This is a genomic window from Pontibacter sp. LHS1 (assembly GCF_058932855.1).
The window spans coordinates 334787-355974 of the sequence record NZ_JBZYWF010000004.1 but is presented as its reverse complement, the minus strand read 5'-3'; the positions used below and the strand labels follow the sequence as shown (position 1 = coordinate 355974).

Annotated in this window: 18 protein-coding genes; 6 read left to right on the top strand and 12 right to left on the bottom strand. The window is 52.0% G+C overall.

The window, feature by feature from the left end:
- Positions 1–41 precede the first annotated feature (41 nt).
- Positions 42–1328, bottom strand: coding sequence for a UDP-N-acetylmuramoyl-tripeptide--D-alanyl-D-alanine ligase (locus tag AC5FXQ_RS10935; RefSeq protein WP_493602466.1), 1287 nt, complete (start codon positions 1326–1328; stop codon positions 42–44).
- A gap of 107 nt (positions 1329–1435) precedes the next feature.
- Here AC5FXQ_RS10935 and AC5FXQ_RS10930 point away from each other — a divergent pair, with 107 nt between their 5' ends.
- The gene (locus AC5FXQ_RS10930) at positions 1436–3688 is read left to right on the top strand and encodes a T9SS type A sorting domain-containing protein (protein ID WP_493602465.1); all 2253 of its coding nucleotides are present in this window, start codon (positions 1436–1438) and stop codon (positions 3686–3688) included.
- The gene (locus tag AC5FXQ_RS10925; RefSeq protein ID WP_493602464.1) at positions 3688–4065 is read left to right on the top strand and encodes a hypothetical protein; all 378 of its coding nucleotides are present in this window, start codon (positions 3688–3690) and stop codon (positions 4063–4065) included. The genes AC5FXQ_RS10930 and AC5FXQ_RS10925 overlap by 1 nt, the downstream gene beginning before the upstream one ends.
- Here AC5FXQ_RS10925 and AC5FXQ_RS10920 read toward each other — a convergent pair.
- The 3 genes from AC5FXQ_RS10920 to AC5FXQ_RS10910 all read right to left on the bottom strand — a co-directional run bounded on the left by AC5FXQ_RS10920 (position 4057) and on the right by AC5FXQ_RS10910 (position 6707).
- Positions 4057–4830 (bottom strand): amidohydrolase, encoded by a 774-nt coding sequence (locus AC5FXQ_RS10920; protein ID WP_493602463.1) that lies wholly within the window; start codon positions 4828–4830, stop codon positions 4057–4059. The genes AC5FXQ_RS10925 and AC5FXQ_RS10920 overlap by 9 nt on opposite strands.
- Positions 4831–4913: 83 nt before the next feature.
- Positions 4914–6062: a pyridoxal phosphate-dependent aminotransferase gene (locus AC5FXQ_RS10915; RefSeq protein ID WP_493602462.1), complete on the bottom strand. Its 1149-nt coding sequence runs from the start codon at positions 6060–6062 to the stop codon at positions 4914–4916.
- A gap of 60 nt (positions 6063–6122) precedes the next feature.
- On the bottom strand, positions 6123–6707 hold the full coding sequence (locus AC5FXQ_RS10910; protein WP_493602461.1) for a uracil-DNA glycosylase family protein: 585 nt from the start codon (positions 6705–6707) through the stop codon (positions 6123–6125).
- Positions 6708–6769: 62 nt separating this feature from the next.
- Here AC5FXQ_RS10910 and AC5FXQ_RS10905 point away from each other — a divergent pair, with 62 nt between their 5' ends.
- Positions 6770–7357, top strand: coding sequence for a hypothetical protein (locus tag AC5FXQ_RS10905; protein WP_493602460.1), 588 nt, complete (start codon positions 6770–6772; stop codon positions 7355–7357).
- Positions 7358–7375: 18 nt separating this feature from the next.
- On the opposite strand, the gene AC5FXQ_RS10900 is transcribed toward AC5FXQ_RS10905, so the two are convergent.
- The 6 genes from AC5FXQ_RS10900 to AC5FXQ_RS10875 form a co-directional block, all read right to left on the bottom strand.
- Positions 7376–7819 carry an acyltransferase gene (locus AC5FXQ_RS10900; protein WP_493602459.1) on the bottom strand — a complete coding sequence of 148 codons (444 nt, stop codon included), beginning with the start codon at positions 7817–7819 and terminating at the stop codon, positions 7376–7378.
- Between the two features lie 236 nt (positions 7820–8055).
- Positions 8056–8883, bottom strand: a complete 828-nt coding sequence (locus AC5FXQ_RS10895; protein ID WP_493602458.1) for a hypothetical protein — start codon at positions 8881–8883, stop codon at positions 8056–8058.
- A gap of 154 nt (positions 8884–9037) precedes the next feature.
- Complete coding sequence (locus tag AC5FXQ_RS10890; RefSeq protein ID WP_299984456.1) at positions 9038–9445, bottom strand: response regulator; 408 nt, start codon at positions 9443–9445, stop codon at positions 9038–9040.
- Positions 9446–9515: 70 nt separating this feature from the next.
- Positions 9516–11114, bottom strand: coding sequence for a PAS domain-containing protein (locus AC5FXQ_RS10885; protein ID WP_493602457.1), 1599 nt, complete (start codon positions 11112–11114; stop codon positions 9516–9518).
- Positions 11115–11297: 183 nt separating this feature from the next.
- Positions 11298–14669: a transcription-repair coupling factor gene (gene mfd / locus AC5FXQ_RS10880; RefSeq protein WP_493602456.1), complete on the bottom strand. Its 3372-nt coding sequence runs from the start codon at positions 14667–14669 to the stop codon at positions 11298–11300.
- 181 nt (positions 14670–14850) lie between these two features.
- Positions 14851–15021: a hypothetical protein gene (locus AC5FXQ_RS10875; protein WP_493602455.1), complete on the bottom strand. Its 171-nt coding sequence runs from the start codon at positions 15019–15021 to the stop codon at positions 14851–14853.
- A 534-nt stretch (positions 15022–15555) separates the two neighbouring features.
- Between AC5FXQ_RS10875 and AC5FXQ_RS10870 the strand changes: the two genes are divergently transcribed.
- The 3 genes from AC5FXQ_RS10870 to AC5FXQ_RS10860 all read left to right on the top strand — a co-directional run bounded on the left by AC5FXQ_RS10870 (position 15556) and on the right by AC5FXQ_RS10860 (position 18168).
- Positions 15556–15765, top strand: coding sequence for a hypothetical protein (locus tag AC5FXQ_RS10870; protein ID WP_493602454.1), 210 nt, complete (start codon positions 15556–15558; stop codon positions 15763–15765).
- A 687-nt stretch (positions 15766–16452) separates the two neighbouring features.
- A complete protein-coding gene (locus AC5FXQ_RS10865) occupies positions 16453–17178 on the top strand; it encodes a class I SAM-dependent methyltransferase (protein ID WP_493602453.1) in 726 nt (241 codons plus the stop codon).
- 195 nt (positions 17179–17373) lie between these two features.
- Positions 17374–18168 (top strand): alpha/beta fold hydrolase, encoded by a 795-nt coding sequence (locus AC5FXQ_RS10860; RefSeq protein ID WP_493602452.1) that lies wholly within the window; start codon positions 17374–17376, stop codon positions 18166–18168.
- 64 nt (positions 18169–18232) lie between these two features.
- On the opposite strand, the gene AC5FXQ_RS10855 is transcribed toward AC5FXQ_RS10860, so the two are convergent.
- Together AC5FXQ_RS10855 and AC5FXQ_RS10850 are read right to left on the bottom strand one after the other, a co-directional pair.
- Positions 18233–19309 (bottom strand): J domain-containing protein, encoded by a 1077-nt coding sequence (locus tag AC5FXQ_RS10855; RefSeq protein WP_493602451.1) that lies wholly within the window; start codon positions 19307–19309, stop codon positions 18233–18235.
- A gap of 120 nt (positions 19310–19429) precedes the next feature.
- The gene (locus tag AC5FXQ_RS10850) at positions 19430–21187 is read right to left on the bottom strand and encodes an ABC transporter ATP-binding protein (RefSeq protein ID WP_493602450.1); all 1758 of its coding nucleotides are present in this window, start codon (positions 21185–21187) and stop codon (positions 19430–19432) included.
- Between the last annotated feature and the right edge of the window lies 1 nt (position 21188).

The following is a 21188-nucleotide window of genomic DNA, read 5'->3' as shown; positions in this document are numbered from 1 at the left end:
AGGCGCTAACTGCTGTACTGATTAAAGAGTAATCTCTAGCTCTACAACACCTCCACCAGCGTCTCCAGCCCCATGCCTCTTGAGCCCTTCACCAGCACATAACTTTCCGAAACCGGATTAGCCTCCAGCCAGCTTTGCAGCTCTGTCTTGGTAGCGAAGTAATGGAAGTTGCTATCTACTTTAGCGGCATGCTTCATCTCCGGTCCGCAGAGCAGCACGGTGTCAAAATTCTGCTCCGCGATGATCTCACCGATGGACTTGTGCTCCGTGGCGCTTTCAGTACCCATCTCCAGCATATCGCCCACGATCACGACTTTGCGCGGCGCATTCATATCACCAAAGTTGCGGATAGCCGCTGCCATAGAAGTAGGGTTGGCATTGTAGGCATCCAGGATCAGCGTGTTGCTGCCTTTCTGCATCACCTGCGAGCGGTTGTTCACTGGGCTGTAATTGGCAATGGCGGTGTTGGCTTTCTCCAGCGGCACCCCGAAGTATTTGCCGATGCAGGCGGCTGCAGCCATATTTTCGTAGTTGTAGCTGCCGACCAGCTGGGTAGTCACGGTGTTGCCTGCCTCGTCTTTATACACCACGTAAGGCGAAGCCTCCAGCAATTCGCTATGGTAATAGTCGCCTTGGGCCGGGTAGGTTACTTTGTCTTCGATGCGGCGGCTCATGCGCATCAGGTGCTCGTTGCCGGTGTTCACAAACACGGTGCCGCCATGCTCCAGCAGGTGCACGTAGAGTTCGCTCTTGCCACGGGCCACACCCTCCAAACTCCCAAATCCCTCGAGGTGCGCCTTGCCGATGTTGGTGATCATACCGTGCGTAGGCTGGGCGATGCTACTCAGCAAGGCAATCTCACCGATGTGGTTGGCACCCATCTCGATGATCGCCATTTCATGCTCGGGCCTGATGCGCAACAAGGTAAGCGGCACCCCAATGTGGTTGTTGAGGTTGCCCTGGGTATAGAGGGTGTTGAATTTCTGGCTCAGCACGGCATAGATCAGTTCTTTGGTGGTGGTTTTGCCGTTGCTGCCTGTGATACCGATCACGGGTATGCTCAATTGCTGACGATGGTGACGGGCCAGGTCCTGCAGTGCCTGCAGTGTGTCTTCCACCACAAACACGTTGTCAGATGCCAGCGCCGGGTCGTCTACCACAGCGTATTTGGCGCCTTTCTCTAAGGCACCCTGCGCAAATTTGGCTCCCTTAAAATTAGGTCCGTTCAGGGCAAAGAACAGGCTCTGGTCCTGCGGGGCGCGGGAGTCGGTGCTCACGTGGCGGCACTCAAGGTATTTTTGGTAAAGAAAGTCGATGCTGTTCGGCATGAAATGCGTATTTTTAGTCTATAAATTGGTGGCAGCATGCTGAGCTTAGGTATAGCCGACGGCTGCCATGGCAATATACAATCAAAACGGCAAAAGCAACAGCCCGATTGCCCAACGAACTGCCTATGCGCTACCTGTTTTACATCCTCCTTTTTTTGCTGCTCATACCTAATGCGTTTGCTCAGGAGCCTGTGCGTTTCAGCCAACGCACCGATGTGCCGGTTACAGCTAGCGACTCACAATTGCTAAATCCCTGGGGCGGTGGACTCAACACGCCACAGTTCTCGTCCATCGATCTGAACAAAGACGGCCGTGATGATTTGTTTGTCTTTGACCGCATGCTGCGCAAAGTCTACACCTACCTGGCGGTGCAGGAGGGAGGGCAGTGGCGCTATACCTATGCCCCCGAATACGAGGTGATGTTCCCGGCTGAGCTGGAAAACTGGGTGTTGCTGCGCGATTATAACTGCGATGGCTTAAAAGATATCTTCACCAGTACGCCACTGGGTATACGGGTATACCGACAGGAGGCTACCAGCAACAAATACCCGACTTTTGTGCTGGCAGAGGATGCCCTCTTTTACCGGAGCCGCAATGGCGTGAACAGCATCAACATGCAGATGAACATCGCCGACATACCTGCCATTGTGGACATGGACGGCGACGGCGATCTGGATATCCTGCTTTCTGAATTCTCAGGGGGCTATACCCTGGAGTATTACCAGAACATGCAGGTAGAGGAAGGCAAGCCCTGCGGTACGCTGGAATTTGCGCTCGGCTCCGACTGGTGGGGGCAGATTACAGAGTGCGAAGGCTGCAACGCTTATGGCTTTGGCGTGCAGTGCCGCATGGCAGCACCGCTACATTCCGGCCACGACGGCTCTTCCCTGTTAGCGCTCGACCTGAACGGCAATGGTGTGAAGGATTTATTGATAGGAGGGGTGGCCTGCGACAATCTGGTGATGATGGAAAACAAAGGTACCAAAGCGCTGGCCCGCATGGACAGTTTTGAACCGGCTTTTCCGTTTAGTACGCGGGCAGCCCGGTTCAACCTTTTCCCGGCAGCTTATTACGAAGACGTGACTTTCGATGGTATACCTGACCTGATCGTAGCCCCAAACAGCAACGAGAACGAAGGTAACCTGGAACTGCAGCGCTCATCCTGGCTCTACCGCAACACAGGCACTGCCAGCCAGCCTAACTTTGACTTTGCGCAGGATAACTTTCTGCAGAGCCAAATGATTGAACTGGGTGAAAATGCTTACCCTGCCTTTGCTGACATAGATGGCGACGGCCTACTTGACCTGGTGGTCGGCAACGGGCGGTCAGATCGCAACGGACGCTTTGTGGCAACACTGAGCCTCTACCGCAACACCGGCACTTTAGACGCACCCGCCTTTACGTTTGTCACCGACGATTACCTGGCCCTGTCCAACGAAAACATGCTTTCGCTGAAGCCGTCTTTCTTTGATATTAACCAGGACGGTGTGCCGGATCTTGTCCTGACTTACAGAGCACAGCCCGGCTCCGAGCATGCTTCAGCGGGCACTACGCACATCGATTACTTTGTAAACAATGCGAAAGCCGGTGAGCCATATGCGTTTAACACGGCCCGCCTTTTTCACCTGCACACGCTGGCCAATGGCGATACCCCCTACCTGTTTAGAGTGGATGCGCAGCGAACAGACATGCTGGTTGGAAAAGCCACAGGTACGCTGGACTACTACCGCTCTTCCGGCAATAGTTTCGTGCTGGAGAAACAAAGCATCGGCGGAATCAAATTTGACTTCTACCGCCGCAATCTCGCGCCAGTTGTAGTGGACATAGACGGCAACGCCAAGCTTGACCTGCTCACGGTGGATGATAGTGGGGCCCTGCGTATCTACCATGATTTTCTGGATCATCTGAACGGCGACTTCACCGAAACAAACAAAGTGCTGGAAAACGAACTGCTAGGTGAGGCGCAAGTCTCTCGCTTTGGACGTGGGCTGAGTCTGGCTGTGGCAGAGCTGGGCGGACCCTATAAGCTATACCTGGCCATCGGCACGCAGGGAGGTGGCCTATACCTGCTGCAGCAAACAGGTGGCAACTACGGTAATCCAAATGATAAGACAAGTGGCCTGGGACTGAAGGTATACCCGAACCCGGTGGCCGGAGCGCAGGAACCTGTGCAGGTACAGGCAAGTGAGTCTGTTTCGCTGGTGCTGCACGATATGATCGGGCGCAAGGTATACGATGGGTCTGGCAACTTTAACCGCCGTCATACCTTAAGGCTGGGCCACCTGAAAGCGGGCGTATACTTGCTGCGCGCCACCTCCCGCGACGGCCTTCACGAAACCCGAAGACTGGTCGTACACTGATGCAGGCCTTTCTATTAGTAGACCTCTCAGAGGAAACCGCATTTGACAAGCCCATTCTGCAGCTGGTACGGCAACACGCTCCTGCTATACCTGTCTTTGACGTAGACGCTAAGTCCGATGCTACCCTGCAACAGTACGCCGTGCGCCTGCTGCAGGAAAATCCCGAAACCGTGGTGTGTGTAAAGGGTGGGACAGGAGAATTGAACCGGCTGATGCCCTTGCTCGAAGAACTGCTTTTGCCGCATCCGCAGCGTCACCTCCTGCTCATGGGGCAGCAGCCCCGTTTGCTGCGCATGCTGCAGGCCCGGCAGGGTACAGCCTATACCTTGCTGGCAGATGAAGACGCGCTTCGCCAGTTTCTGTCAGGATCAGTTTAACGTAAAATCATCGGCATCGAGGTGCGCCGGGAAAGCTTCTCTGAAATCTGTTAGCTCCTCTTTGCTCAAGGTGATGGTGTGTATACCTTCCGTTTCGGCAGTTTCAAGCAACTTATAGCCTTTAGGGTGGATAATGGCCGAGTCGCCGGAGTAAGGGTGTCCGTTACCATCTGTTCCGACCCGGTTCACACCCACTACATAGCTTAGATTCTCAATGGCACGGGCCTGCAACAAAATGCTCCAGGCGTTGGCTCGTGGCTTGGGCCAATTGGCTACGTAAAGCAGCAGATCATACTGGCTGCTCGTGTTGCGACTCCACACCGGGAATCGCAGGTCGTAGCACACCAACGGGCAGATGTTCCAGCCTTTTAACTCCACCAGCAGCTTTTCTTTGCCAGCAGTATAGGTATGGTGCTCCTTCGCCATCCGGAACAAGTGGCGCTTGTTGTAATGCTGATAAGTACCGTCAGGTCGTACCCAATACAGACGGTTGAAATACTGCTCACCCTCCCGCACGATCACGCTACCGGTCAGTACGGCCTGGTGCTTCGCCGCTTCCTCCTTCATCCACTGCAGGGTAGGACCATCTGCCTCTTCCGCCAACTCGCTCGCCTGCATGCTAAAACCCGTCGTGAACATCTCGGGGAGCACGATCAAATCAGTAGCGGGCGCTACAGTTGCAAGTTTTTCCGAGAACATAGCTCGGTTAGCGGTTGCGTCGTGCCAGTGTAGGATAGTTTGGATGATGGTTACGCGGAGGTCCATGTATTAATGGGCTAGTTTTTAAGGAAGAATGATTAATATTTAAAACAATCAACAATCAACAATCAACAATCAACAATCAACAACTACAGCTTGACCAGCTTCTCTGCCGCTTGTCGCAACGTATCCTCACTTTTGGCGAAGCAGAAGCGCAGATAGTGGTGGTCGGTTTTGTTGTGGTAGAAAGCTGAAACAGGTACGGAGGCTACCCCAATCTCCTTCGTTAGTTGCTTGGCAAAGTCCAGGTCGTGCTCCTGCGAGATCGCGTCATACTTCAGCAACTGGAAGTAGGTTCCTGCCGAAGGTATAAGTTCGAATCGTGACGGCTTCACCAGCTCACAGAACAGGTCGCGCTTGGCCTGGTAGAAGTCGGGAAGGGAGCGGTAGTGCTCCTCGTTGTCCATGTAGTCGGCGATGGCTAGCTGCAGGGGTGTAACGGAGCAGAAGGTGATGAACTGGTGCATCTTGCGCAGCTCTGCCGTAAGGGCAGGTGGTGCTACCACATAGCCTATCTTCCAGCCGGTGGTATGGTAGGTTTTCCCGAAAGAGGAAATCACGAAGGCCCGCTGCCGCAGCGACTCGATCTGCAGGGCGCTCACGTGCTCTTTGCCGTCAAACACCATGTGCTCGTATACCTCGTCGCTTAGAATCAGGATATCCGTGCCGTCGGTCAGGTTGGCCAGCTTCTCCAGGTCTTCGCGTGGAATTACAGCACCTGTTGGGTTGTGCGGTGTGTTGATGATGATCATGCGCGTGCGGCGCGAGATGTTCTTCTTCAGCAACTCCCAGTCAGTGCTAAAGTCAGGCAGGGCCAGGGGCACATAGATCGGGATGCCGCCCGCCAACCGGATGGCAGGTGCGTAGCTGTCGTAGCAGGGCTCCAGCACCACCACTTCGTCGCCGGGTTTTACGACCGCCGTGATGGCCGCAAAAAGCGCCTCTGTCGCGCCGGAGGTGACAGTCACTTCCTGGTCCGGGTCTGGGCGATGGCCGTATACCTTTTCCGTTTTTTCGCTGATCTTATGACGCAGCGCCGGCATGCCGGGCATGGGGGCGTACTGATTGTAGCCTTCCTGCATATACTTGGTCACCAACGCAATCAGCTCGTCGGGACAGTTAAAGTCAGGGAAGCCCTGCGACAGGTTGATAGCTCCGTGCTCGTTGGCCAGCGCCGACATCACAGCGAAAATACTGGTGCCGACATCAGGTAGTTTACTGCCTGGGTAGTTGATCATAAGGTGGTTTTATTGCTAATAGACGAAGATAGAAGTTATGGGGAATATACCAAGTAAAATTTAGCCAAGGGTCTGGGCCACGAGCTGCTGCAGGACAGGTATAGCCTCCCGCTCAAACCAGGGATTGCGCTGCAGCCAGAACTGGTTTCGTGGCGAAGGGTGGGGCAGCGGCATATACCTGGGGAGGTAGTCTGCCCAATGAGTAACGGTTTCGGTGAGGGTCGGTTTGGCCGCTCCCCCCAGAAAATAATCCTGCGCATACTTACCTACCAGCAAAGTGAGCTGTATGTTAGGCAGCAGAGGCAATAGTTGCTGGTGCCAGTGCCGGGCACACTCAGGTCGTGGCGGCAGGTCGCCGCTTTTGCCCTTGCCGGGGTAGCAAAAACCCATCGGGATGATCGCCACCTGCTGCTCATCATAAAACACTTCCGGGTCGATGCCCATCCACTGCCTGAGACGCTTGCCGCTCTGGTCATCCCAGGGTATGCCGCTGGCGTGTACCTTTGTGCCCGGCGCCTGCCCTACTATGAGCAGTCGTGCTGAGGGAGCCGCCCGCAGCACTGGCCTGGGGCCATGTGGCAGGTGCTCGGCACAGAGTCGGCAGGAGCGTACCTGCTCCAGTAAAATGTCAAGCGTAGTGGTCATACTGTGTGCAAAGGTACAGCGATCTGCTAACAAAATACGCTCTAAACTGTATATAGTGGGGTATGCAGCAGCTTTGTCGAACTTTACTGTTCTTTCTCTTCAGCTTTTCGCTTCTCCTGCCGGGCCGTGCCCAGGAGCAGCCTGCCTATAGGAACGCCTTTACGGTTAAGTTCTTCGGGCTATCCGTGCACCTGCGCCCAACGCCATACCCGGAGCTATTCAAAAACCGACTTGATGATAAAGGTATAGCCGTGCTAAATTTTGGGGGCATCGTCGGCTACGACCGTTTTGTGGTGCGCGAAGTCATTAGTGTGCGGGTAGAGCAGGGGCTGTACTCCGACTGTGCCTCCTCGCTGGCAGGCTTCACGCACCTGGGTTGGCGCGGACAGATATTCAAGACAGGGCGACACTCCCTAAACGGTGGCTTTGGTCCTACGCTGGTATATCGCCGTGACTGGAACCGACTGCAGGGCTACGAAGATGATGGCTACTTTAACCGCAGCGGTGACTGGCAGTACAAGTTTTACTGGTACGGCGGAGAATTTGAGTACAACTACCAGCTGAAGGGGCAGTATGATCTGTCACTTAACCTGGTACCCGGCATACCCGAACTGGTGTCGTTTGGTGCCGGGTTCAGGAAGCGTTTCTAGATTTTAAAGAGTACACCGCTACCAGCCACGTTGATCCCAATCCTCGTCGTGGCGGCTCTGGTGCCGGCGACGCTGCTCCCGCAACGGAGGGATCTGCTCATGTTGTTGCCACCGGTCCCGGGCATGCTGGTTCTCAGGGCTAAAATGTTCATTGTCATCGCGCCATTCCCTGAGTTCCTCTCTTCGGTGTTGCGGGTGGTGATCATCTGAAAAGCCGTGCTGGTGTCGGTTTATGTTTTCGTGCTGCCGCCGCTCGTTTTGCTGCTGCCTGTACTCATGCCGCTCCCGCTCTTCCCGTATGCGCATTTCTTCTTCGTACTGCCTTCTTTCACGGTCATGCATAAAAGGTCTGGGTTCTTCCCAGCGGCTGCGAAAGTTCTGCTGCTCTACTTCGTGGCGTGGGTGCGGACGACGTGAGCGTTCATGCCGCTCATAATGTCTTTCTTGTTCCTCGTGATGCATTTGTTTTCCTTTTGTTTCCTAAGATGTCTAAAAATAAGCACCGGTGCCGCAGGAGGCTGTAGGACAGAGGGGCCACAGTCAGGTATGCGACAGCACCGGATTTTATGTACGGGCACACGGGCCTGATGTTTATAAGCGTTTGAATTCAGCACAAAAAAAGACAGCCCGCCGTTGCCGGTGGGCTGTCTTCATTACTAATCTACTACCAAAGTAACCTAATCTGTCTGCTATACGCATTAGCGGCGGTTACGTTGGTTTCTGTCAGTACCTTTGTAATAATCATCGTTTCCAGAGTCAACCTCGTCGGCCCAGCGCGGGCCACCTTCGTAGCCACGGTCAAAATCACGGTCACGGTATGACTCCCCGCTGTAACGGTTTCGGCTGCTCAGTTGCTCGGCTCTGCGCTCAGAATCGTAGCGGTTGCGTGGCTGGTATTCCGGGTCATCAGAATGCATGATGTCATCCCAGGTGTCGCGTACGCGCTCAAAGAAGCCGCGCTTGTCACGGTTATCCGGCTCCACGTCAGGCGAGTAGCGGCCTTCGTTGTACCAGTTGTGCGAGCCGCTGCCGTAGCGGTAGTCGGTCTCCTTGTAGCGGCTGCGAGTGCCAGGTCCTTCACGCCACAGGCTGTCCTGCGAGGCAGGAGGCTCGTTGTAGTTGCCGGACTGCGCACCGCCCATCTGCGAACGGTAAGACTGCTGACTGCCGCTGCCCTGGCCTCTGTAGCCATGGTTCAGGTATTGGCTCTCGTTGCGGTAGGGGCTTTCACTGCGGCTGCCATAGTGCCCGCTTTGGAAAGAGCCTTGATTACTCTGATAGGTGGCAGGTCTGTTGCCTAAGTAGTGACGGCCGCTTTCAGCCTGTCGGTCGCGGTCCTGTGCTCCTCTTGGACTAGGGCCGGTATGGAAGTAATTGCCCTCATCCCATTTTTTTTCGTTTTGGCCCTGGCCTCTGTAGGCGTAGCGTTTTGAGTGCTGTTGTTCTCTATCTCTGTTGTATAGTTCCCGGCCAATGCGCTGGTTCTCATCACCAGGCCTTCCGTAGTTTTCTCCTCTGTTTTCCATAATTCTATTTTAGTTTTAATAAGCGATGTAAAAAGTGTAGCCTTGCGGCGGCGTTATTTTTTACGGCTTACAGGGGCTATTGTTGGCAAAGCCTCAGGTATAAAAAAAGGCGCCCCTTGTGAGGGCGCCTCCTAAACTATCAGATAAGGTGCTGTTAAAAATAGGTTTCCATGATCTCGCGCACATCGGCCTCAGCCAGTGGCTTGGAGTAATGCCTGCGTACCTCCGGATATTTCTTGAGACGTTCCAGGTCATAAAAGCTGGCTGAAGAAGTGAGCATTAGCATGACAGTGCGCAGCTTGCTTTCTTCGTCAAACCGCTGATACTCGTCCAGAAACTCAAAACCGTCCATCACAGACATCTTGATATCAACAAAAATAAGGTCCGGCTTCGGATAGTTCTCCTCGCCGCTAAAAGCTCTGTTGAGGTAGTCGAGGGCTTCTTCACCGTTGGTTACCACCCTGATGTCCGATGCAGCTTCCATACGGGACAGCAGGCGCTGGTTTAGGTAATTGGTTGTATCGTCGTCGTCTATAAGCAGGATAGTCTTTACAGATTTCATAATTGGTATTTTGAGTTCTTTTACAAAGTATAGCCTTTTTTGTTTTAAAAAAAGACAAAAAATAGAAGTGTCAGGATTCACCTTTGGCTAAAGCCTCCGCTCTCTGCCTGGCTCTCACCAGACTGGTAACTTCTATCGCTGAGATCATGATGCCTTCTACGCAGGATGTGCTGTCAAAAAGGGGCTGGTACTTAAAATTGATATAGGCATCGCGCAGCTTGCCATTTAACTCGTCATCGATTTTGGTACGGAACTCATTGATGTAAACCGTACGTCCTTTGGTGTATACTTCGTCTAGCAGGTCAAAAAAACCAAGCGGTTTGAGCTCTGGCCAAAGCTCACGGGCGGAGCGGCCTATGTAGTTTCTATTGCCGTAGAGTTTGTAAACTCCAGGTGTCACATACTGGCACACATGATCCGGCCCGTGCAACATGCACAGGTGCACCGGCGCCAGGCGCAGCATGTTCTCCAGCCTGTCATCTTCGCGATGTTCTCCCTGATTTTTCTGGTCGTCTATGTCTGTGTAAGTGCCTATCCAGAGCGTGATGTTACCGTCTGAGTCACGCATGGGCAGGCCACGCTCCAGAAACCAACGGTAGCTGCCGTCTATGTGGTGGCGTATGCGATACTCTATCTCGAAGCTACTGCCTAAAGCCACTGCGTTGTGCCAACTGGTGAGCACCATGGCTGAGTCTTCGGGATGTACCACCCCAATCCAGCCATCGGTCTGGCCGGGACGCATGCCGGTGTAGCTGTACCAGTTCTCGTTGAAGAAAAGCACTTTGCCTTTTGAAGAGGCGGTCCAGGCCATTTGTGGGAGCACTTCCAGCAGGTGACGGAAGCGGGCGTCACTTTCCCGGAGCGCCTCTTGTGTGTCTCTGTTTTGTGTGATGTCGATAATAGAGCCGATGGTCCGGATGGGGTTGCCTTTGGAGTCATAGGCCGTATAGCCCTGGTCCAGTATGTAGGCGTAACTGCCATCTGCTTTCTGAAAACGATACTCCCCCGTCCAGGTGCTCTGTTTGCTGGCCAAGGCCTGCTGTATGCTGCGTTGCACTTCCTCAAAATCATCCGGGTGCACGCGCGAATCCCAGGACTCGCCACCCGGACCCATTTCCTCTGGCGTGTAGCCAAATATTTCCTGCAAACCTTCGCCCCAACTCATGCGGTTATTCACGATGTCGTATTCCCAGGCAATGGCCTTGGTTGCATTAGTGAGCAGGTTTAGCTGTTCCTGACGCAGCTGATGCATGCGATCGATCAGGACCTTATCGGTTATATCGCGTATCTCATGCACCAAATACTGTACTTCCCCAAATTCGTTCATGATTGGTATGGTGGTTGTGTTCCAGTAGCGTTCCTCAAAACCGTTTTCTGTCGGGACATCGTAGCGAAGCACGTCGATATGGAAGGGTTCTTTATGTACCAACGCATGCTGCAAAGATTGGTGCACGGAGCCCTCTGAGTCTACCTGCGGAGTATCGGGGTTGTTTGGGAAAATCTGAAATACATGCTGTCCTATGATCTCGTCGCGCTTTACATGTGTTTGCTTCAGCAAAGCATCCGTAGCCTCTACGATGATGAGGTCAGGCGTCAGAACTACGTATAGTCCTGGCAATGCCCTGAAAATGGGCTCTAGCGTAGGTGGGGATGTCGCGATTGAGTGCACAGGTATAAATTTAAGGCTTAAGTTTGGTTCTCGTAGCGAAGGAACTTCTAAAATAGCAAAATTTAGTCTATGAATTACCTTAATTGCTGTACTTCCTAAAAAAATAAGTCAGCTGCACAGAGCCATGTTATTAACGATGGCCTGTGCAGCTGACACGGTATTACAGTAATGCTATTCTAAAGTCTAGCCCTTCACAGTGGCTTTTACATCGAGACTGTCAAAAACTTCCCGGGCATCGGCTATGCTCTGGATGTCCTCCACGATTACGATGAGCTTATCCTTAGCCTCTTTGAGGCGGGAGCGACGCGAGTGCTGCTGCACATATTTGAGTATATTGCCAAAGGTCTCAGACTGGAAGTAGGCATCGTTGTTCTCACTTGGCAGGTAGCCTTTCATGACTTCTTTTTTGATAGTAAGCTTTTCGAAGCCCAGCTGCTGTGCCTGCCAGCGCAGCTTCACGATCTCGACCAGCTTCTGCACTTCTTCCGGCAGCGGCCCGAAGCGGTCGATGATGCTGGCCTTTAACTTCTCCAGGTCCTGCAGGTCTTTGGTGCTGTCGAGCTTGCTGTAGAGGCTGAGGCGCTCCGAAATGTTGCCCACATACCAGTCAGGTATAAGCACTTCCATGTCGGTTTCGATGTTACAGTCGCGCACCGGTTCTACAAACTCCGCCAGGTTGTCTTTCAGGAACAGGTCGCGGAACTCGGTTTCTTTGAGTTCCTTGATGGCATCGTCGAGCACCTGGTGGTACATCTCAAAGCCGAGGTCGTTGATAAAACCGCTCTGCTCACCACCCAGCAGGTTACCGGCCCCGCGTATGTCGAGGTCGCGCATGGCGATCTTAAAGCCCTCACCCAGATCAGAAAACTCCTCAAGCACGCTCAAGCGCTTGCGGGCGTCGGTTGGCAGACCAGCCACTGGCGGTGTGAGCAGGTAGCAATAGGCTTTCTTATTAGAGCGACCCACGCGACCCCGCATCTGGTGCAGGTCCGAGAGGCCGAACATGTGCGCCCGGTTGATGATGATGGTGTTGGCGTTAGGTATATCCAGACCGGACTCGATGATGTTGGTAGACACCAGCACGTCGTACTCGCCCTCCACGAACTTCATCATACGCTTCTCCAGTGTCTCGCCATCCATCTGCCCGTGGGCATAGGTGATGCGGGCATCCGGCACCAGCTTCAGGATCATGTTGGCGATTTCCTCGATATCCTTCACGCGGTTGTGCACAAAGAACACCTGGCCGCCACGCTTAAGCTCTGCTGCTACGGCATCGCGGATCAGAATTTCGTCGAACACATGCAGCTCGGTTTTCACAGGCTGACGGTTGGGCGGCGGCGTAGCAATCACACTCAAATCACGGGCACCCATCAGGGAGAAGTGGAGCGTTCTAGGTATAGGCGTAGCGGTGAGCGTGAGTGTATCTACATTTACCCGCATTTCCTTCAGCTTCTCTTTGGTCTTCACGCCAAACTTCTGCTCTTCGTCTATTACCAGCAAGCCGAGGTCTTTGAACTTCACGTCTTTGCTGGCAATGCGATGCGTGCCGATCAGGATATCTACCTTGCCCTCGGCCACACGTTGCAAGGTATTCTTGATGTCCTTGGCCGTTTTGAAGCGGTTGATGTAGTCCACCGTTACCGGGAATTGCTCAAGCCGGTCACGGAAGGTTTTGAAGTGCTGCATGGCCAGCACGGTAGTTGGCACCAGCACCGCTACCTGCTTGCCGTCGCAGGCCGCTTTGAAGGCTGCACGTATGGCCACCTCGGTTTTGCCAAAGCCTACGTCGCCGCACACAAGGCGGTCCATCGGGTGCGGCTGCTCCATGTCGGCTTTCACGTCTTCGGTGGCTTTGCCCTGGTCCGGGGTGTCTTCATAAATAAACGACGATTCCAGTTCGGCCTGCAAAAAGCCGTCGCGGGTATAGGCATAGCCCGGCGCGGCCTTTCGTTTGGCGTATAGTTGTATGAGCTCGGCAGCGATATCCTTTACCTTGCTCTTTACTTTCTTCTTCTTATTCTCCCACTCCGGCGAGCCCAGTTTACTCATGGTTGGCGGGCCACCTTCCTTGCCGCTATACTTCGAGATCTTGTGCAGTGAGTGGATAGACACATACAGCAGATCGTCGTCGCGGTATACCAGTCGGATAGCCTCCTGCAGACGTCCGCCGACCTCAACCTTCTCCAGACCGGCAAAGCGGCCCACGCCGTAGTCGGTGTGGGTGATGTAGTCGCCAGGCTGCAGCGTGCGCAGCTCCTTCAGCGTCATCGCCTTGGTTTTGGAGCGGCCCTCTTTGGCTTTGTGCTGGTAAAAGCGATCGAACAGCTGGTGATCGGTATAGCAGGTGATCTTGAGCTGCTCATCTATAAAGCCCTCCCGCAGCGACACCCCGAGGTGCTGGAAACGCATGTCGTGATCCAGCTCGTCGAAGATGGTGGTGAGGCGGTTGATCTGGCGCGGCGACTCGGTGGCGATAATATTCACAAAGCCCTTGATTTGCTGCTCGTGCAGGTCTTTTACCAGTCGGTTGAAGTCCTTGTTGAACGAAGGCTGCGGCTTAGACTGGAACTGCAGTACCTCGGTGTCTTTGTAATTGAAGCGCTTGCCAAACTCCACGATGCTGAACTTCTCTAGCAGCTTCTTGAACTGCTTCTGTGTCTGGAACAGCTGCTCCGGGTCTGACACAATCTGAGTGCCGCCGCTACCGGCCATCAGCTTATCAAAGGCCTGCGCCGCCTTATCGAAATACTCATCAATCACATCCAGTGTCTGCCGCACGTCCTTGAACCAGATAGCGGTGTTCTTGGGCAAGAAATCGAGGAAGGCCTCGCGTGTTTCCTGCAGCAGTTTGGTCTGCACGTTAGGTATAATCGAGATGCTTTTCTTCGTCTCCACCGACAGCTGCGTATCCGGGTCGAAGGTGCGTATACTCTCGATCTCGTCACCAAAAAGCTCGATGCGATAGGGCAGGTCATTGGCGTACGAAAACACGTCCACGATGCCGCCCCGCACAGCATACTGGCCCGCCTCGTATACAAACTCCGTTCGCTCGAATCCATACTCAGCCAGCATATCACTCAGGAAGTTAGTGTCCAGCTTTTCGCCTACTTTGGCCCCCAACGTGTTTTCCACCAGCGACTTTTTGTTGATCACCTTTTCGGTGAGCGCCTCGGGGTAGGTAACGATCAGCTCTCCTTTGTCGGACTTGGTATTGAGGCGGTTGAGCACCTCTGCCCGCATCAGAATGTTGGCATTCTCGGTATCGTCGAAGCTGTAGGGACGCTTGTAGGAAGTCGGGAACAGCATAACCTCCTTCTCGTCGCCGAGCAGATTTTTGAGGTCGGTATAAAAATAGGCTGCCTCCTCCTTGTCGTGCAAAACGAAGAGTTGGTGCTGCGGATGCAAAGTATAGACTGCCGAGGCCATCACGGCATCCAGACTGCCCGCCATGCCTTTGAGTTGCAGTCGGTAGGGTTTGTCGGCCTTGAGTCGCTCAGCAATGGTTTGCACCACGCCGTCGAGCCGGTATAGCTCTAAAAAATCAGTTACTTTCATTCAGTTCTAAAAGTCACAAAACAGCAAAGGCAGAACACAGGACTTTTCGATAGTCGTGTTCTGCTGTTTCTTCTCTACAAAGATAATCAAACTAATGTCTTATCAGAACAGGCAGGAGCGGGAGAAGGTTGCGGGGTGAGTTTTAGTTTTAGCTATTTTTTTTAAGAAGAAATGCATTGAGCTAAAAGTAATTCAACATGACAAGCACGATCAGTAGCATGATGATATTCATGACAGTTGCATTCAACAGTTGCTCTTTATTGTTCCACATGATCACTCCAATTAAGGAAATTAAGGCAAAAGTGATAGGTATAAACATGAGTGAGCCAAACATGCCCGTCTCTTGGGTCAAAGGTTTATCAAGGCTAACTGGATTTATACTCCCTTTTTCTATTATTTTAAGTAGGCGTGAACTTACAATTTGAATTGAGTCAGACTGCTCAATATGGATATATGCGGTTGCTCTGAACGGCACCCGAAAATTATCTGTAAGTATAACAACATTTTCTAGGGGCTTTGTAACACGTTGATGCCGTATGTTGCGAAATGTTACATAAGTGTCTTCAATTGCTCTGATTTTCTCCTGATGAACAATTCGTGGAAGTATAAGAATGTCCAGGCAAAATAATGTAGTAAGGAATAAACAACAGACATTGAACCATCTGCAAACTTGCAGCACTATTGGGGAGAGTGAGTTAGCATATGCCATAGACAGGCAATATATAGATTGATCCAATGAGATAAAAATATGAAGCTCAGCTCTTTGCTATTTTGATTTTCCTACTCTTTCAGGTGGTAAACCCGATGGGTAGGGTGGGGGAATTAAGGGTAACAGGAGCAATATTACCTGAGTATTTCCCAGAAAAACTATTACCTTGAGATATCAATGGAAACACCTTTACTTCAATACAAACTAACTGATCCAATCGGCTTCTCGACGAAGCTATACGCTATTATCATTATCGCTGGAGGCGTATGGATATTCACGATCTATCCTGTTGTTGGTGTTCTCATGATCCTGTTCGGGGGTTTCCATTGGTCCAGTATAAGTGCCTTGAGATTGATCTGTACCACGGTACTTATTGTATGGGAGTGAACATATTAGGGCATACTGTTGGCACCAGAGAGCCTTACCCCGGCACAAAGTGTATTTTCCTCAAGAAAAACAGAACCACTACGTCCAGTTCACACCGTTCCTGGCGACCCACCGTTTCTACTTCATTCGATAGCTACTTGTGGTTGGAGGACGGCACCAAAATCTTATTGTCATGTGACAGCAAGAAAGAAACCGCTATGCTGAGAATAGAGCCTCTCGCACAAGAGCTGCAGACTGATATAAAAGATCTCACAGCTCCTCTTTCACATATTTAGTATCGAATCACCCTTCTCTACACGAGCAATTCACAGCGCCAGATTTCAATTGTTTGTAAAATATAAGTATTAGTAGCACGATTAGAGTTCATAAGCCTTTTGTAATTACTTGTATTTTAAAAACATATAATTGTGTTTATCGTAATTGATTATTGCTAATCGACTCTATATTATTAAATATTATATTAGTATAGTTTAAAATATGGTTTTGTCTAACACAGATGCTTAGTCTGTTGAATCTGTATTTCGATTTTTAGAGGATTAGACTGCTCTTACGAACTAGTCAGGTCTTCTTGATGCCTGAAAGAGTCAGCTTTATGCGACTCTGCATCAAAATAGATTCATTCCAATAGGATGCATATCAATTACTAACCTAAATAATAGCAGCATGACAACGCAAACCTTAAAACAGATGAAGCATTTCTTGAGTGAGAAAAACTCCAAGAACCCTATTTTTTTAGAGCGATTTCCGGATATAAACTACGAGGGAAAGAGAGTGATTGACCTGGGATGTGGCTATGGAGCACTTACTGTAGATATGGCACAGCGAGGTGTCAAAGAAGTAGTTGGAGTTGATATAGAGCCGAACCGGATAGAAGACGCCCGCGAAATAGTACGGAGCGAGTACCCGGAGGTGGCCGACCGCATCAGTTTTGTCTGCTGCCATTTGAGAGATCTGCCTGATGAAGGGTTTGACCTGATCATTTCCAAAGCTTCGTTTGAGCATATACTGAACCTGGATGTCATGCTGGCTGATATGCGGGACAAGCTAAAAGTAGGGGGGAAGATTGTAGCCGGGTTTGGGCCTCTTTACAACTCACCATGGGGTGATCACAATAGGCTTCAGCACAGACTACCATGGACGCATGTGATGTTTGGCGAGCAGCATTATATCGATAAGATCAACAAGCATCGGCAGGAAAAAGTAAGGAGCATATATGACTTGGGCTTGAATGGCTACTCTCTTAAAGAGTATATCAACATGTTCAATAGCGTAGAAGGCATGATGGTGACTGATTTCAGAACCAATGTCAGTAATAAACTCTCTATGAAATTATTCAAAGTCTTTTCCCATTTTCCATTCATGCGGGAGTATTTTACCTACAATATTTACTGTGTGCTGGAGCGTGTAAGGTAGAAGCCTCTTTGTGATTTTAAAAGCTACGTTCTCTCCAGCCTGCTTCGTGATTGTTCTTTTTTGATTGTATATGAATATTTTGCTTTTAATAAATCGCATTAGAAATTCGTATAAGCATATTGGTAGTGTTGTCTAAGGCGGTACGACTTTGACTATACCTGCAGGGTAGAAGAGAGGAGCTTTTAGGAGGATACCATGGATGTGGTCAAACGAAATAACATACATGTCTTCGGGAAGGGGGAGCAGCCGCTTATGTTCGGGCATGGCTTTGGCTGCGATCAGAACATGTGGCGTTTTGTCACACTGGCTTTTCAGCAGCACTATAAGATCGTGCTTTTTGATCATGTGGGTGCTGGTAACTCTGATCTTTCAGCGTATGATGTAGGCAAGTATAACACCCTCAACGGTTATGCAGCTGACATACTGGAAATATGTGACGCACTGGATCTAAAGGATGTGGTTTTTGTAGGACATTCTGTGAGTGCCATGATGGGAGTGCTCAGCGCCATTAAAGCCCCGAAGCTGTTTAGCAAACTGATCCTGATCGGGCCTTCGCCCTGCTACATCAACGACGATAATTATGTAGGTGGATTTGACCGGGCCGATGTACTGTCAATGCTGGCGTACATGGAGCACGATCATCCGCTGTGGGCTGATACCTTTGCCCCTTTGATCATGGGTAATCCGGATAAGCCATCGTTGGGGGAGGAGCTGGCCCAAAGCTTCTGCAACACCGACCCAGATATCGCCCGGCACTTTGCGCAGGTCACATTTCTGTCGGACAACCGCCCGGACCTGCCCAAACTGCAGACTGAATCTTTGATCATGCAGTGCGCTGAAGATATTATTGCTCCGGCGGAGGTCGGGGACTATGTGCATAAAGCGATTCGCAACTCTACACTGGTGCACATGAAAGCGACAGGCCACTGCCCTAACCTGAGCGCTCCTCTCGAAACTATTGCCATCATGGAGGACTACCTGAAGGTATAGCTTCAGGTATAAAGGAAGTTGCCGCTCCAGTTACAGACTCTGGAATCTCCGTTGGAGAACAAATTTACTTTAGCAGCACCTTAATCTGTACCGGGTCCTGCAGCACGTGCAGGTTCTGCTTCAACTGCTCCAGTTCGTAGGTTAAGCTTTCTTTAGCCTGTTTAAACTTCTGGTTCATCTGCTTCGGGTTGCCGCAGAAGCGGTCGTAGAACGTGGCGTTGGGTCCGAAGATGAACCCGTTGAGCTCAGCCTGTAGTTCGCTTAGCTGTTCATCCAGAAGCCTTACGTAGTATTGCAGCTGCTCGTCGGGCAGTTTGTCGAGTGCCTGGCCCTGCTCCTGCATAAACTCCATCTGCAGGCGCAGCAATTCAAAGAAATCATCGTGGTGGTAGGCTTGCGTCACGCGCTTCATGGCCTCTTCTTTCCAGGCACGTTCGGTTTCGTCGCGTTCTTTGTCGGGATGCAGCTGCTTGGCTAGGTCGGTATACACGCGGCGGCTGGCTTTGCTGATGTTGCTGAGCTCGGCCCTGGCTTTTGCCTCCTTTTCTTTCTGGGCTTTGGTCTTGCGGCCTTTCTGGCGGTTTTGCCTGGCGCGCTCCCGCTCTTCCTCTTCACGTTCCAGCTGGGCCTGTATGCGCTCAAACTCGTCGAGCTCATCCCAGTTGTCAGGTAAAGCTTCCTCTTTTCCGTTGGTTGTATCCTCCTCCGGAAAACCTTCCTCGTCAGCTGCGTATACCGCACGTTCTGCATAAGGAACCTCGGCATATCGGTCGTGCAGGGCTATCAGGTCTTTGCGCTCGTAGTTTTGGATCAGGTCCAGGACGATGTCGGCAATGAGCAGGGCGAGTTTTTCTTTCTCCCTGAAACTGAACAGTGGGAGGGCAAAGGCCTCGTCCAGCAGATGGGCCAGCGCTGCCCGCTGCTCCACCTGCTGCATGATGATGGGGCGCAACTCCTTCTCAATCCGCTTCTGGGCAAGATCCATGCTGTCGCGTCTCGAGGTTAGTCCCTGCTTCAGCTGCTCTATCTGCGCCACTTTCTTGTTGAAATCCTGCTGCAGTTTGCTTAGCCTGCGCTGGTCTTCAGAGGAGATTTGTGGTGTGAGCGAGGGAACAGGTTTGTCAGATTTAGGAGCAGACATAGATTAGTAGCAGGTATAAAAACAAAGTATCGTGCCTGCAATTTACGGATTAACCAACGCTATACCTTACTGCTGTGCGTCGAAAGGTATAAAGCGGTTGTTCTGCAGCAGGTATACGATCTACCGGATCAACTCCACCTTACGTTCGCCTATCTGCTGGCGCCACATGGCATAGTACAGTCCTTTTTGCTCGACTAGCTCTGCGTGATTTCCCTGCTCCACGATCTTTCCTTTTTCCAGCACATAAATGGTGTCGGCGTGCATGATGGTGCTGAGGCGGTGGGCAATCAGGATGGTAATCTGCTCGCGAAGGGCCGAGATTTCTTTCACAGTGGCTGTGATCTCTTCTTCGGTGAGCGAGTCGAGGGCGGAGGTGGCTTCATCGAATATGAGCAGGCGCGGATTACGGATGAGGGCTCGGGCAATGGAAAGGCGCTGCTTCTCACCACCCGACATCTTCAGTCCACCTTCGCCTATCTGTGTGTGAATGCCCTGCTCGGAGCGGGAAAGCAGGGTGGTAGCGGAGGCCTTTTCCATGGCCCGGATCACTTCTTCGTCGGTCGCGTCTGGTTTCACATATTGCAGGTTTTCCTTGATGGTGCCCGAAAACAGATTCGTCTCCTGCGTTACAAAGCCCAGCTGCCGGCGTGCCTCGTTCAGCCAGATTTCTTTCACGGGTGTGCCATTGTAGTAGATCTCGCCACTGGCCGGCAGGTATAGCCCCACCAGCAGCTTCACCAGCGTAGACTTTCCCGAGCCCGACGGCCCCACGAAAGCGATGGTGTCGCCGGTATTGGCCTCAAAGGAAATGCCATCCACAGAGTTTTGCGGAGCGCCTTTGTGCCGGAACACCACGTCCTGAAAACGCAGTTGCTGCAGCGGCCCCACATCAATTGCCGACTCAGGCCTTGTCTCAACGGGCTTGTTCATCAGCTCAGCGAAGTTGTGCAGCGAAGCCTCGGCTTCGCGGTAAGTCAGGATGATAGTGCCCATGTCCTGCAGCGGACCAAAGATGCTGACCGAGATAAACTGCATCGAGATCAGCTCGCCCGTCGTCAGCACATCCCGGAATATCAGCCAGAGCAGCGTGAACAGGATGGACTGTTTGAGCAGATTAAGGGCAGTGCCCTGCAGAAAAGAGAGTGTGCGCACCCGCTTTACCTTGGCCATCTCCAGCGAAAAAATCCGCTCGGTATGTTCCCGCAAACGCCGTATTTCAGGATAGGTCAGGCCGAGGCTTTTCACCAGCTCAATGTTGCGCAGCGACTCCGTGATGACACCCGACATTTTGTTCGTGGCCCGGTTGATGGAGCGCTGCATGGTCTTGATCTTGGCACTGAGCAGACTGGTCAGGCCACCGAGCACGACCATCCCGATAATGAAAATGGGTACCAGCGCCCAGTGTTTGGTGATGGCATACCATACCAGGAAGCCTACACCCACCAGCGACGAAAACAGGATGTTGATGAAGGAGTTGATAAAGCGCTCCGTGTCGCGGCGCACCCGCTGGAGGATAGAAAGCGTCTCGCCGCTGTTCTGGTCGGCATACTCCTGGTAAGAGAGTTTGAGCGTCTGCTTGAGGCCGTCGTTGAAGATCTGAACCCCAAACTTCTGCACCACCAGGTTGGTGAAGTATTCCTGGAAAGCCTTGGCCAGGCGAGAGAGCAAAGCGACGACCACGGCCAGCAGCATCAGCCACAAAGCACCTTTTACCCGCTCTTCGCTGGTCATGGTAAAAGGCGGTGTGGCATATTCGTCGATGATCTTGCCGAAGATGATGGGGTCGACCAGCGCCAGCACCTGACTGATGCCGGCAAGCACTAGAGAGAGTATAACAAGTCCGCGGTGGGGCTGCAGGTAGTTCCAGAGTACGCGCATG

Bases quoted from the DNA above. Each gene is read 5' to 3' on its own strand.
- AC5FXQ_RS10935 (WP_493602466.1), bottom strand. From the start codon at position 1,328: ATGCCGAACAGCATCGACTTTCTTTACCAAAAATACCTTGAGTGCCGC.
- AC5FXQ_RS10925 (WP_493602464.1), top strand. From the start codon at position 3,688: ATGCAGGCCTTTCTATTAGTAGACCTCTCAGAGGAAACCGCATTTGAC.
- AC5FXQ_RS10920 (WP_493602463.1), bottom strand. From the start codon at position 4,830: ATGGACCTCCGCGTAACCATCATCCAAACTATCCTACACTGGCACGAC.
- AC5FXQ_RS10915 (WP_493602462.1), bottom strand. From the start codon at position 6,062: ATGATCAACTACCCAGGCAGTAAACTACCTGATGTCGGCACCAGTATT.
- AC5FXQ_RS10910 (WP_493602461.1), bottom strand. From the start codon at position 6,707: ATGACCACTACGCTTGACATTTTACTGGAGCAGGTACGCTCCTGCCGA.
- AC5FXQ_RS10905 (WP_493602460.1), top strand. From the start codon at position 6,770: ATGCAGCAGCTTTGTCGAACTTTACTGTTCTTTCTCTTCAGCTTTTCG.
- AC5FXQ_RS10900 (WP_493602459.1), bottom strand. From the start codon at position 7,819: ATGCATCACGAGGAACAAGAAAGACATTATGAGCGGCATGAACGCTCA.
- AC5FXQ_RS10895 (WP_493602458.1), bottom strand. From the start codon at position 8,883: ATGGAAAACAGAGGAGAAAACTACGGAAGGCCTGGTGATGAGAACCAG.
- AC5FXQ_RS10890 (WP_299984456.1), bottom strand. From the start codon at position 9,445: ATGAAATCTGTAAAGACTATCCTGCTTATAGACGACGACGATACAACC.
- mfd (WP_493602456.1), bottom strand. From the start codon at position 14,669: ATGAAAGTAACTGATTTTTTAGAGCTATACCGGCTCGACGGCGTGGTG.
- AC5FXQ_RS10870 (WP_493602454.1), top strand. From the start codon at position 15,556: ATGGAAACACCTTTACTTCAATACAAACTAACTGATCCAATCGGCTTC.
- AC5FXQ_RS10865 (WP_493602453.1), top strand. From the start codon at position 16,453: ATGAAGCATTTCTTGAGTGAGAAAAACTCCAAGAACCCTATTTTTTTA.
- AC5FXQ_RS10860 (WP_493602452.1), top strand. From the start codon at position 17,374: ATGGATGTGGTCAAACGAAATAACATACATGTCTTCGGGAAGGGGGAG.
- AC5FXQ_RS10855 (WP_493602451.1), bottom strand. From the start codon at position 19,309: ATGTCTGCTCCTAAATCTGACAAACCTGTTCCCTCGCTCACACCACAA.
- AC5FXQ_RS10850 (WP_493602450.1), bottom strand. From the start codon at position 21,187: ATGCGCGTACTCTGGAACTACCTGCAGCCCCACCGCGGACTTGTTATA.